The sequence below is a fragment of the Lyngbya sp. PCC 8106 genome (genome assembly GCF_000169095.1).
In the GTDB taxonomy this organism is placed as follows: Bacteria; Cyanobacteriota; Cyanobacteriia; order Cyanobacteriales; family Microcoleaceae; genus Capilliphycus.
The window spans coordinates 1-13,166 of the sequence record NZ_AAVU01000082.1; the positions used below are offsets into that span (position 1 = coordinate 1).

11 protein-coding genes are annotated in these 13,166 nt (G+C 42.1%); 1 reads left to right on the top strand and 10 read right to left on the bottom strand.

The genetic code is table 11. The features are described from left to right. Positions 1–30 precede the first annotated feature (30 nt). The 3 genes from L8106_RS28425 to L8106_RS28435 form a co-directional block, all read right to left on the bottom strand. Positions 31–1,806 carry an alpha/beta hydrolase gene (locus L8106_RS28425; RefSeq protein ID WP_009788034.1) on the bottom strand — a complete coding sequence of 592 codons (1,776 nt, stop codon included), beginning with the start codon at positions 1,804–1,806 and terminating at the stop codon, positions 31–33. A gap of 190 nt (positions 1,807–1,996) precedes the next feature. Then, on the bottom strand, positions 1,997–5,416 hold the full coding sequence (locus L8106_RS28430) for a hybrid sensor histidine kinase/response regulator (RefSeq protein ID WP_009788035.1): 3,420 nt from the start codon (positions 5,414–5,416) through the stop codon (positions 1,997–1,999). An 837-nt stretch (positions 5,417–6,253) separates the two neighbouring features. Beyond that, complete coding sequence (locus tag L8106_RS28435) at positions 6,254–8,080, bottom strand: VWA domain-containing protein (protein ID WP_009788037.1); 1,827 nt, start codon at positions 8,078–8,080, stop codon at positions 6,254–6,256. A gap of 80 nt (positions 8,081–8,160) precedes the next feature. Here L8106_RS28435 and L8106_RS34385 point away from each other — a divergent pair, with 80 nt between their 5' ends. Then, the gene (locus L8106_RS34385) at positions 8,161–9,615 is read left to right on the top strand and encodes a calcium-binding protein (protein WP_009788038.1); all 1,455 of its coding nucleotides are present in this window, start codon (positions 8,161–8,163) and stop codon (positions 9,613–9,615) included. Between the two features lie 58 nt (positions 9,616–9,673). On the opposite strand, the gene L8106_RS28445 is transcribed toward L8106_RS34385, so the two are convergent. The 7 genes from L8106_RS28445 to L8106_RS28470 all read right to left on the bottom strand — a co-directional run bounded on the left by L8106_RS28445 (position 9,674) and on the right by L8106_RS28470 (position 12,990). Continuing rightward, a complete protein-coding gene (locus L8106_RS28445) occupies positions 9,674–9,907 on the bottom strand; it encodes an antitoxin (protein ID WP_009788039.1) in 234 nt (77 codons plus the stop codon). Positions 9,908–9,982: 75 nt separating this feature from the next. Continuing rightward, positions 9,983–10,705: a Uma2 family endonuclease gene (locus L8106_RS28450; RefSeq protein ID WP_009788040.1), complete on the bottom strand. Its 723-nt coding sequence runs from the start codon at positions 10,703–10,705 to the stop codon at positions 9,983–9,985. A gap of 5 nt (positions 10,706–10,710) precedes the next feature. Beyond that, entirely contained in the window at positions 10,711–10,947 is a 237-nt protein-coding gene (locus tag L8106_RS28455) for a hypothetical protein (protein WP_009788041.1), read from the bottom strand. Next, a complete protein-coding gene (locus L8106_RS28460) occupies positions 10,913–11,293 on the bottom strand; it encodes a zeta toxin family protein (RefSeq protein ID WP_232228617.1) in 381 nt (126 codons plus the stop codon). Before L8106_RS28460 ends, L8106_RS28455 begins: the two co-directional genes overlap by 35 nt. Positions 11,294–11,296: 3 nt before the next feature. Then, complete coding sequence (locus L8106_RS34105) at positions 11,297–11,476, bottom strand: hypothetical protein (RefSeq protein WP_009788042.1); 180 nt, start codon at positions 11,474–11,476, stop codon at positions 11,297–11,299. A 114-nt stretch (positions 11,477–11,590) separates the two neighbouring features. Continuing rightward, on the bottom strand, positions 11,591–11,998 hold the full coding sequence (locus L8106_RS28465; RefSeq protein WP_009788043.1) for a hypothetical protein: 408 nt from the start codon (positions 11,996–11,998) through the stop codon (positions 11,591–11,593). An 11-nt stretch (positions 11,999–12,009) separates the two neighbouring features. After that, positions 12,010–12,990 (bottom strand): hypothetical protein, encoded by a 981-nt coding sequence (locus L8106_RS28470; protein WP_009788044.1) that lies wholly within the window; start codon positions 12,988–12,990, stop codon positions 12,010–12,012. Positions 12,991–13,166 lie beyond the last annotated feature (176 nt).

Consider the following 13,166-nt stretch of genomic DNA (forward strand, 5'->3'; position numbering starts at 1 on the left):
CGCAGTAAACAACCCTGTCGTAAAATCAGATCATAAAGTTGAGTAGACATCATTCCCCTCTTTATTTTTAATCAGAACTCGCCCCTGCTGTCTAGCTTGTCTAATGGCTTGGTAAAACTGTTCAGGTGTGACCGAACGAACCAAACTCAGAGGATAAGTATCTTCACTAATAGCTTTAGCATAAGCGGCTTGTAAATAAGGAGAATAGGACTGATCATTGGCAACATAAACTTTAAAAAATGCCAATCCGACTGCATTCACATAATTATTAATCGTAACGGGAACGGGATCAATAATTTCTTTGAGAGAAGAACTAACCGCCTGATTGACCATACTAAGATTAAGATTAATATGATGATCTTCTTCGGCGAGCAGAAGATATTTATGAGGGGTTGTCAACCACGTAAAGGAGCGAACTTGTTCCCAAGCAACGGGTGTAACCTTATCTTTTCCGCTCGTTTGCCAAAGAAGCGGGACTTGAATTTGACTTAAACTTTGTTCTCCAAAGATGCTACTATTAACAGGATTAATAGGCATCACGGCTTTGACTCGTTCATCTCGGAACTGATATTTTGTGCGGGGTAATTCTAAAGCCCGACATTGAAATAATCGAGCCAAATTGGGCGAGTCAAATTTAGCAGAACAATCCGCTTGTAAGTTCTCAAAATCAATCTCTGCTCCGGCAATGGCTAAGGCTGTATAAGCCCCAAAAGAGTAGCCAGCAACACCCACTTGATTGAGATTGAGTTGACCGTTAAATTCATTGGGGTTGCGACGCTCAAGTTCGTCTAATAAAAAGGAAATATCTGTCGGTCGATCAACAAATTCAGAGACTTTAAAGACATCTTTTGCCCGTCCTGAAAGTAAGGCTTGAACTTGCTCGGTATCACTGCCAGGATGTTGAATTAACGCCGCGACAAACCCATAGGAAGCTAAATGTTCACCAAAAGCTGCATACTCAGTTCGGTCCGCTGCTAAACCGTGAGAAACAACGATAACGGGGATTGAATTGGGTTGTCCTTGATTGATTTGATTGAGAGGAGTTGGAAGATAAAGATCGACCAAAATTTTACGGTTGCGTTGGCGATCATTGAGGATAATTGTTCGCTTTAAAGTGCTGTGAGATCCGGGAGATCGAATATCAAGTTTTTGGGAGTAGTCTGTCAGAGGTTCTGAGATGATTTCATCATTAGAGATTTTAAGAATTTCTTCGATAACGGCATCTGTTTCTCTGGATAAGGTTTGGATTTGATCGCGCAACTCAAAGAGTAATTGGGTATTAACTTGAATGCCTTGGCTGGGAAAATAACGCAGAATATTTAGGGGAGTTAATCCCTCAGAATCTTGTGCTGCTTTGATTAGGGCTATCCGAATGGCATCAGATCCATTTCTCAGGGTAATGGTACCTTGTTCGTTGAGTTTTGCTTGAATTAAATCCCCTAATTTTTCTAAAAATATTTGACCCGTTGGAGAGTACAGAAATTGAGAGATCATCAACGGATCAATTTTATAGGAATCCTGTAATAAATTCCGAAATTGTTCTTGATCTTCTGAACTCAGAAGTAGAAGATAGCTTTCGAGTTCAGGATCATTAACTTTTCCTTCTTTCGCATAGGTTTCTAAGGCGTTTACGGAGACCGAAAGATTCGCTGAAGCAAAAGACAGATAGACTCGTTCTGCGGCTTGAGTGGGTAAGGCGGAAAACAGGGTTATGACTATTCCCAGAACCCAGTTTATAAGGAGAGGATGATACAAGCTATTAAATTTTAATGGATGGTATTTTTGGGGAGGTTTGTTAATTTTCATAGGCGGGTAATTTGGTCAGGAGTCATTCAAGAGATTGACTCGACTTTTTAATCAATAAAGTTTAATTTTCTCTATTTTAAACGATTTTAAACGTTTTGGAATCCTAATTTTGGGGCTACAGAGATCGGAGTGAGAGTGGGGCAACTGGCCAAAGTTAACCCCCCGATCAAGATGGAATATTAGCATAGAATTAGAGTGACTCTTTGTCTGTATTTTCGTGAAGAACTTGTTTGATTTGTTCAAGGAGTGCTGACATTGAGATCTGACCGGGTAAAATGGTAATCTCTAGTTTTTTGATTAATTCCCGAAAATGATCGCTCAGTGTTGAGGAGAGATTCTCGCTAAATATTTGTTCAGAGTGTTCGGATGAGTCGTTTGTCAGATCAAGATCTTCAAGTGGAATATTAGATTGATTTAAAATCAATATTGGAAATTCAGTTGAGATTTGTTCTAAAGTTGAGAGAACTTGCAAAAGAGCGGGTGATAAATCTCGCGTACAAATCAACAACAAATCTATGCTTTTATATTGAACTTGTTGGAGAACTTCTGGCCAAGACTGAGCCATTAATCCGCGAAACCCGGAGGTTTGTAGATACTGAACTAAAGCCTGATCAATTTTGGTTTTAAATCTGCTTTTTGGGGATTCTTTTTGTTCATAATTGTCTTCGGTGAGATTGACTAAAGGTTGAGATTCACCAGATGAGGACTCTGAGTTTGTAGAAGTCACAGCGATTGGTGAACTCTCGGGTTGAAAATCAGGTAAAACGGAGAAATCAACTAAGAGAATATTCGGTTTCCAGTTCATCCCTACTGCAACTTGAACCACTTGTAATAAAGCCGATTCTAGAGTTTGAGAGGGTTCTGTACTGGAGTTATTATTATTCTCCAAATATTCAGCCACCAAGCAAGGAAAAACAGAAAGCGGTTCAATTTGATTAGCAATTTTTGTGGTCGGTTGATCTAAAGTAATCAGAGGAAGATTAACCAGAATTTCATGCTGACTCAGTTGGTGTAGAAATGCGGATGGATCTTTGACTCCGGTGGTACTTTGTAAAATGATTGCATCGGGATGCCAAATTCTCGCTAACAGTTCAGCTTGATTGAGATCATCTGCTTCCAAAATCCGACAACTAGAAAAATGATGGAGAATTAAAGCGGAATGATGAATAGAATTTTCGACTGTTTCTGCATTGAGGGATGAATTTTGACTTTCCCAGGATAAAGAAGTTTGAGCATCTTGTTCAATGGGATTAAGCCACAATAACGTCAGTCGTTGAGTCTGATTCAAAAGGGAATCTTGTTTAAGTTCAGTGAGAATTCCCTGTAACTCTTGTTTTTGTACAGGTAAACTCAAAAAGCCATCACAATTATTCAGTTGAGCGCGTTTTTTATCTCCCAACGTCGCAGTAATCACAACCGGAATCTGATGAGTATGAGTATTTGTTTTGAGTAATGTTAAAACATCCCAACCCGACAACAAAGGCAACAAAGGATTCAGAAAAATCACCCGAGGTTGTAGACAACGAGCTTTTTCGAGTGCTTCAGTTCCCGAACGAGCAATCACAACCCGATAGCCGAGGTTAGTCAGTTGTTCACTCAGACTAAAAATATAACGCGGTGCAGCCTCTACAATCAAGATTAATCGAGACTGAATTTCGGGACTTGGGCGAGGAGGGTTAACGGGAGAACCTTGAGGCTTACCCGTGGGATGAGAAGGTTGCCAGTCTCGTGTATCAAGACCCCAATCTTTGCGCTGAGGAGGACTTGGAGGTAACAACAGGGTAAACTGACTGCCTTGATCTTGCTTAGAAATAAAGCTGACATCGCCGCCATGTAAACGCGCTAAACGTTGAGTGAGAACCAATCCCAATCCAGTCCCTTCAAATTTTCGAGTCAGGGGACTTTCAAGCTGTTGAAACTTCTGAAAAATCAAATGTTGCTTATCTTCTGGAATCCCAATTCCCTTGTCCCAAATTGTAAAGCCAATCCAGTTTTCCCAATAACTCACTTGTAGTCCAATCTGACTGTCATCAGGTGTAAATTTCAGAGCATTAGAAAGAAGATTAACTAACATTTGTCGCAAACGCAACTCATCGGCCACAATTGTTTCTAAACTGGGTTCGATATCTAAAATAAATCGTTCTTGAGGCTTGGGAGGGTTGGGTGAAGGAGAGTCAGAAGCATTCTTCTGAGTAGAAGATGAAGATTTGGAGTTATTATCTGCGTTGGAGTGATGTTGTCCGGCGATTTCAAAAGCTCGTTGACAGATCGCTCGAATCTGTACAGGTTCAGGAATGAGTTCAAGCTGTCCGGTTTCCATGCGGGTCAAGTCTAAGATATCATTGACCACCATCATCAGATGACGTCCGCTTTGGTGAATAAGTTTAGCATAACGGGCTTGACGATCATTGAGTGAACCGAGAGCTTGATCTTTGAGCAGACTTGATAATCCTAAAACTGCGGTGAGAGGGGTTTTAAGTTCATGGCTAATACAGGCGAGAAACTCGTCTTTGAGTCGGTTGAGTTGTATTAAGTCAGCATTTTTAGCGGCGAGTTCTTGAGCGATGCGATGTTGTTCTGTGATCTCTTGAGCGATTACAATCCATAATTGAGAGGGTTCACAGGAGAGAGTCACAGCCCAATTTTGCTCTAAAGGTTGACGGACAAACTGCCAAACTCGTTCGCGTCGATTGGGGAGAGAACAGACACAAACGTAGGTATTGTTAGAGGTGTCCATTGGGGACCAGTCCGGTAAAAAATTCCCATCCTCAGAGACGGTTGTTGTTTCTTCTACTGAGGGAACCGCAGACATGGATGAATCAGAGGAGTAAGTTGGAGAGTGGGAATAGATCCATTCGGATGAGGAAACAGCCTGATTTGTAGAAACGGATTGAGAGGTTGAAGGTTCGGGAGTTTTACGGATATATTGGGGGTCTAACTCAACTTGAGAACGCCACGCCTGATTTTGAGCCAGAGTTTCGCCATTCTCCTGTTGAATCATGAGGGGAATGGGTAATTGTTCGATTAGTTGTAAGAGTGAGGGTGTCGTTGAGGAAGCCGAAGATGTGTCTCCAATGGTTTCAACGGCGTTTGGATGAGAGTCGTCTGGGGTATGGGTGGATGTGGAGTCAAGCAGGTGAGGATGACTGACCAAAAATTGCAAAAGTTTGAGGCTATCGAGCAATCCAATCAATTGATGGTCTGGATTGACTAAAGCGATAGACTGGGGATAAGAGTTTGCAGGTCTGTGGGTTTGAGAATCTTCTGTTTGATGGAGATATTGCCAAAACTCCTCCCAGGTTAAATGAGCGGAAACCTCAATTAACGGTTCGAGCAGGTTGGAATCTAGATCATTGAGAGATTGTGGAGGATTGACATCCAACTTTTCGTCAACTGTGGGGAGTGTGATCAAATCCGAGGGAGGAAAGACAGACCCGATTAAACGACACAGGTAAACCACTCCTAAAGGATGATCTTGAGGACTGATCACAACGATGCGATCGCATTTTTCCTGGCAGAATATTGACCAAACTTCACTTAAGGTGGTGGTTTGATAACAAACGGGTACTGCCCGAATAAAGGTTTGGAGGTGAGTGGGGCAAGAGTACATAGAAAATCTGTATTGGAGCCGAAGGCAATAGCGTCTCTGAGGGAAATCGCGATCAAATTTTTGGAGGATAGTAGTAGGCGAGGGAGTTGAATCGATTGAGACCAACTCACACCTAACAACTTCTGTTCGTTTCTGTGATTCCGCTTGGTAACTTTTGGGTTTCTCAATGCGTCACCGAGTTGAGACAATTTTACCGTTTTGTTCTTGTTCTCCAGTCAACAACGGCTATTTAAAGTTGTTCGGTAAACTGTTGACTATGGCTCACACCTCTCTAACTCCTGGGAAATTTCTCAGCAGTGCTTTGAGAGAGCTATCTCTATCATGTTCGATCAACTTCAAGAAAATCGTCACCTTAATAATAAAAAAATAAGAATTAAAAATTTAACTCTCTGTGCGGGAAGTCCCACTCCAAAAACGAACGTGTTGGGGTTGGGACGGGGCGTTTAAAGTGCGGAATTCGATTCCGCACACAGCCCCTCATGAAAGCACAGTCTAAATTTGTGATAATATAGCCTTGTTGGTATTCCAACAATAACGCAAAAACCAAGCGTAGAAACTTAGCCTGGGGAAGCCGGATGTCTGCCTGTGGACGCTGTGTAAGACCAATTTGTACCCGTACAAAAAGGCAACGGCGAGTGAAGCAGGAAGCCTACACCATAAGCGAACAGCGTTGGTGATAGGTACTTCACAAAGTATATTTCCACAACATCTTCGGTTGCATCTGAAAAATTATTGGATATTATACCGCACACCTGAGTGAAGCTGAATTCCCTTACACCCTTGAGGTTTCTCCGGGGTTGCCCCGTGAAAATCACCGGATCACGACGCAAAGCGCGACTATTGCAATAAGCGGCGGATTTTTCCATAAGCTGCATAGGATTTTCCATCAGAAGATTCTCGCACTTCATCGACTACATATAACACCCCTTCGGCGCGAATATCTCGAGGAAAACGAATATTGTAATCGGGATTATACCCATCGGAAACCACTCGCGCCCTCAATTTACGCCCTTCTTTAACGCATTGAACTAATACCCCATTTCCCACATCATCAACGGTTTCTAAATCTTCATAGCTACCTATTGCTTTGGCGGCTTGTAGAGATTTTGAACGGGTTTGAGTTGGATTTATTTCGGTCGGAGTGGCTGTTCCTAAACGTCGAATATCTCCTTTTACCCGATAAAAATCCCCTTTGGGAGAAAGGGTAATTTCATCAACAACATAAGTCACGCCTTCTTGACGAATATTGCGGGGAAATTGTACATTAAAATCGGAATTATATCCTTCTGAAATTACTCGCACTCGCAATTTACCCCCCTCACGAAAACATTTTAATAAAATCCCATCTCCGGCTTCTTCAACTCCGGGTAAATTTGACGCATTTCCGGATGTAGTTCCCCGTGATTTTAAGTCGCTACGACTGCGGTTTCGGGTTTGGTAAGACTGATCGCGCATTTCTTTGCGAGTCGCTGCATCAAGGGTTTTATTTTCTAACCGTTGGGCGTAATAGTTTAATTGTTCGATTTCTTCGGCAATTTCAAAGATTTCATCTAAGAGTTTACCCCTGATATCTTCAACGGCTGAACGTAATTTTTCGGCGGCTTGTTTATACTGACCTTGATCGGCTAAAGCGATGGCTTCATCTTTGAGACGAGCAATTCTGAGTTGACTGGTTTGTTCAAAAACGGTAGAATTAAGTTGGGATTCACTGGCTTGTTCTTCTGAACCAATGGTAACAGAAATGGGGAATTGTTCCGATTGAGATTGAATGCTTTCTTCTACAAGGGTTTGATAATCATAGGTTACGCTTAGGAGCTTTATTTCTCCGGGGTTGGCTTGGGCTGGAATTGATAATTGTAGGGCGAGTTGTTTGGCTTCGACTTGATACACATCACCCAAGAATAACTCCAGTTCTTCCCCTTGACGATTTGAACGATAATTGTTGAGAACTTCGGTAATTTTAACTCCGGTTTCCGGTTGTAATTTAACGGTGAGATTTTGAGCAACAACTGCGGTTAAACTCTCTAATTCAATTCTAAAAACTTGGGCGACATCATCGGGAGATTGAATAAAATAAAAGTTTCCGCCTGCTGCATCTGCCATACTAATCAGCAGATCTTCATTAAAATAGCTTCCAAACCCTAAAGTTGTGGTAATAATTCCTGTTTCGGCTTGATTTTGGGCGGTTTTGGTGATAACTTTCGGGTCAGTAATGCCCATGTTCGCCTGTCCGTCTGTTAACAATAATACCCGGTTAAGTCGGTCAGACGTTTGGCGAGATTTGACACAATCACATCCCATTAACCAACCCCCGCTTAAGTTGGTACAACCTCCGGCGCGAATGCGACCAATTTGTTTACAAATGGCGGCTTTATCTTCTACAGTTTGAGGAGTTAATATTGTTTCCGGTTGATCGTCATAAATGACCACAGAAACGATATCATCAGCAGTGAGAGATTCGACCAATTGTTGAGCGGCTTTGATCGCATAACGCAAAGATTGACCCGCCATCGAACCGGAACGATCAATTACCAAACTAAGGTTTAATGGACGACGGGGAGAAGTTTCTGCTTGAGTTTGGGCGTTGAAATTGAGAATCAGATCAATTGTAGCGGGAGTATTCGTCGCAATCAGCGGGTACGACAGGGAATAGTTCGCTTGCATTGCTAAAGTTTGGGTAAGTTACTCTATGGATCTTAGTTTAGAGTAGTTTGGACAGCACTACTCTGTGTGAGGGATGTTAAATGGTTCGTAAACAAGATAACTTAAACAAAATTTTAGACTTGAGCGATGTCGATACAGTCACGTTGAATGCGAGTAGAGGGGAAGTTGACATTCAGAGGAGGTCAAGACAGGATGAAAATGGAGAAGCATTCGCACCGCTTGAACCCACTCCGCCTCCTATTCTAGAACCCACGCCAACTCCTGTCGGGCCAACTCCGACACCCGTACCCACACTTCCACCCATTCCAGTCCCCACACCTGACCCAACTCCCACACCTGACCCAACTCCCACACCTGACCCAACACCGACACCTGACCCAACGCCTACACCTGACCCAACGCCTACACCCGACCCAACACCCACACCCGACCCAACTCCCACACCCGACCCAACTCCCACACCTGAACCTACTCCTGAACCCACACCCGAACCCACTCCATTACCGCCTGAGACGGGGTTAGAAGGTGATGATGGAAATAATCTCTTAATCGGAACCAATAACCGAGATTTAATTACAGGACGGGGTGGAGATGACACGATTTCGGGTTTGCAAGCCGATGACTCCCTGAATGGAAACGACGGAAATGACATTATTTATGGCGGACGCAATAATGACACGTTACTGGGGGAAAGTGGTAATGATTTTTTACAGGGGAATATTGGCGATGACTACCTAGAGGGAGGAACTGGAAACGATACGTTTTATGGAGGGGTGAATGTTGACACTCTCTTGGGTGGTACCGGGAATGACCTTCTCTACGGTGATAAAGGCGATGATACCCTTGATGGCGGTGAACGCAATGATACTCTGTTTGGCGGTGAGGATAATGATACTCTCACGGGCGATGCGGGGGATGACATTCTGATTGGAAATGCAGGAAGTGATCTCCTTGATGGCGGGGCGGATGAGGATGTTCTCTACGGGGGTCTAGACCAAGATAGTTTGTTTGGGGGAGACGGTAAAGATTTTCTCCGAGGCGATAGACAGGATGATTTTCTCGATGGCGGTACTGCGTCTGACTTGTTGTATGGGGGTCGGGCGGATGATACTGTTATTGGCGGAACGGGTAATGATTATGTGAGTGGAGATAAGGGGAATGATCTGTTAATTGGAGTTGATGTTGAGTCTGATATTCCCGGACTGATTGAGATTGATACGCTTTATGGTGGGGATGGGTTTGATACGTTTGTTTTGGGGGATGAAGCACAGGTTTATTATGACAATCAAACTGATGATGATTTTTCAGGTGTGGATGATTATGCGTTGATTCTTGATTTTGATTCCACTCAGGATATTATTCAGTTGAGTGCTTCGGGTGACTATTTGTTTAATGAATCTCCTGAAGGGTTTTCAGTCGGAACGGCGATCTTTTTACGAACGTCTGGGGCGAATGAATTAATCGCTATTTTAGAAGGGGTTACGGATTTTGAAATTGGAGAGGATTTAGATAATAGTCCGATTCGTTTTATTTAGTTAAAGAAAGCGGCGAGTTTATACAATGTAGGGTGTGTTGGCAATCGCGTAACACACCTTATGCAAATAGATCCTCTCGCTGTTCTAGTTCGGGCTGTTGACGAGTTTCCATAAAATCCTCTGAAAACAGGTTTAGACTATCAAATAAAGATTGCCAAGGGTTATCTTTGGGAATGAGAATAACAACAGAACCTATTTTTTTAATATAAACTTCATCACTATCAAATTGAAACTCATCTGGCAATACTAGCGTTTGAGCGGAGCCATTTTTAAAGAGTCTTATAGTGTTCATAATTGTGTCTAAAAACTCAACCGAGACTATTTGTATAATTATAACAAATTAGTTGAGCGATCGCTTTTGATAAAATTAACCGTTTAAAAATTGTTCTGGATCAATTCCTTGTTCTCGCAACCGTTCAATTAATGCTTGATAACGTTGTTGTTCTTGTTGTCTGAGGGTTCGTTCTTCTTCGAGTTGAGCAATAGCTTCTTCGGCGCGTTGATATTCTTCTTCTGCGCGTTGATTAAGTTCTACAGAAGTCAGAAACTTTCGCCCGTCGGGACGATAAATTTCTAAGGTATTTTCTGTCAGTTCAAAGCTAATTTGTAACCGAGGACTCACCCAACTCTGGATATTCTCAATTTCTTCTAAATGTTCGTTGACGCGCATAAAACCCATAAATTCAACGTCTTGGGGATCGTAAATGTAATATTCTTCCACACCATATTGTTGATAAAAAAGCAGTTTCCTCATCATTTCCTGGGGGCGATTTCCCGGCGATAGGATTTCAAAAACAACTTGAGGAGCAATATTATTTTCGTCCCATTGTCTATAGGAACCCCGCTCACCCTTGGGTCTTCCAAAGACAACCAAAACGTCGGGTGCTTGACAAATTTTCGGCTTTCCCTCAACCGGATACCACAATAAATCACCTGCTACAAAGACGTTTTCATCCTGAGAAAACAAGATTTCTAGATTTTCTTTTATTGTTACAATCCATCGAAATTGTAGGGTATTGTCCGCCATTGGTTGACCGTCGCTGTCGGGATAGATGATATTAGTTTGAGTTTCTGGTATTTGTTGTACCATTGGTTTTACCTCGGTTGCTTCTGGATGTGATGAGTTGATGAAAGGGGAGGAATTTGATCGGCGGTTAGGGTGACGACTTTTCCATCTTTCCAAATACTAATTGATTCCCCCAGTTTTCGGTGTCTTTCGATAGAGTTCGCGATCGCTTGTTTTACCCCGGCGTCAATTTGTTGGTGGAGTTCAGATAAAGGAATGTGCGGGTTATTTTCAGAGGTTGATTTGATTCCAGGTTGCGGGTTCATAAATGATTATCTCTTGATTGTTTCCGAATGCAGCCACGACTTGAGGAAAAGTTCCAGAATTATCGTAGACTATCCAAGTATCGCATAAAGGCAAATACAAATCAGTGAGGTTTTTTCGTCCCCGTTTATAGCGACGGCGAATGGTATCTTCTGGGATATTGTGACCCCCGCTTTCTACCCGTCTGCGTACCCGTGCGATCGCCAATTCTGGACTTTGTAACCAAAAGTAAATTAAGTTGATCCTGTACCCTTTACTTTTACATTTTCTCAAAAAACGGACAAAACTGCGAGTTGCTAGGGTAGTTTCAAAAGCAAAATCAACTTCAGCGTTAACTAAGGTTTCCAGTCTTTATAACATTAATCGTCCGGCTTGAATTACCACAGATTCAGGATTAAAAGGAGAAAGACCCGCAGCAATTTCATCGGCGTTGACATATTCAAGCACTCCCAGAATATTCGGGAGTATTTGCAAAGATGTGGTCGTTTTTCCCGAACCGTTTGCACCTGCAATTATATATAAATTCGGCATTATTCTATTTATAAATTATAGCAACCTGATCGACCAAAAAATAAATTTATTATCTAATATATCATCAAAAAGTTTGTAGGATGAGTAACACCCATCCTACTACTGATTATTACCTTAAAACGTCCATTCGTGATTCGGATCGTTCAAAGCGGCTTTCACCGAGGTTAAATTGGCTAAATCTTTAAACGGGCTAGACTTTGCCAATTCAGTGATTGAATGTAAAGCCAAAGCTAATTGTTCGTTATCACCGTTATCAATAGCTTTATCCACTACATTAAACAGTTGACGAAAATTCTTAGCCCGTTCATCAAAGGAACGCTCTAAATATTCAATTAATACGTCCCGTTGGGCGTTAATTTGAGCGATAGTTGTTTTTTCCCAGGCTTTGATTTCCTGTCTTTTGGTGCGTTCTTCCTCAGCAATTTTTAGATAGTCTGTGCAAGCTGTAACAATTTCACGCACAGATTCAAGCGGATCGGTCAAACTGTTAAGAACATCTACATGATTTACCTTAGTACCCATGTTCATACTCCTTAAAGATAACGATATTTTTCACGCAGATTTTTAGTCGCTGGATTCAAATTTCCCACACTATCTAAAATTGGGTTTTTCATAATTTCCGACATGGCTTTCATTAATAATTTTACTTGTTGAAACTTAGCAGCATCTCGGTCAATGTTAAAGGGTTGATATTCTAATTCATTCAAATCGATAGCAGCACGAATATTCAAGTCTTCCAGCAAATTTTTCAACTCAATCACTCTGTTTTTTATTTGTTTCAGCAAGTCCTGAGCTTCTTCAATTTCGGTAATTTTAGTGTTAGCATCAGACTCATACTTCCGTGCTTTTGTGAGTTTTTTCTTGCCTTCACCTGCTAATACAAATCCTGTGACTGCTAAAGCAGGGCCAGCGATAATTCCATTGAGTACAATAGCACCGAGAGCCATTCCCCCTCCACCCGTAGCCAGAGAACCACCCCCCAACCAAGCTAAGGTTGCGTTCGTAGCCGCAGCACCACTGAGTCCAGAAATAGCAGTTCCGGTACTGGCAGTACCTAGAAGCCCCACCATTGTTAACGTTCCTTGACCTGCTGCGACTCCTGCTCCTGCTCCTGCTCCTACTGCTTTAAATCCTCCCGTCGCTATTTTATGAGCTTCTAAAGCCTCTGCTTTGTACGCCTTGAGATCTTCAATGGAAAAGCCTTCTAAACCTTCTAAAAATCGTTTATCTTTTAGGGAACCTTTTTGACCAATGCGTTCAATAAAAGCAATAAACCGACCAATTGTGCGGATTTTCACGTCAATTTGCAGTTGACCATATTCTTCTGCAAGTTGTTGAGTTTTTTTCCATTCCTGTTCTGCGCGTTCTCTGGCTACATCATGTCGTTTCTGTACATTCTTGCCAATTTTATCCGCTTCCTGCATATTAGAAACGCCTGATACACCTGCTCCTACGCCAAAAACCGCACTACCAAGAGCAACCGCTCCCAACACAATCGGAATAATAAAAATCATAGATATTGTGTCCTCAGTTCATTGCGTATTCAATCCTTTATAATCAGGATTATAAGCGCAAAGTAGGGTTCAGCGAATCCGTTAACTTACGGATTTTTAATGTTTTTTTCCGACTCAAAAATTGCGTAAATTTACTGAAGTCTACTGGTCTACTTGTTTGTTTGCTTATCTACGGG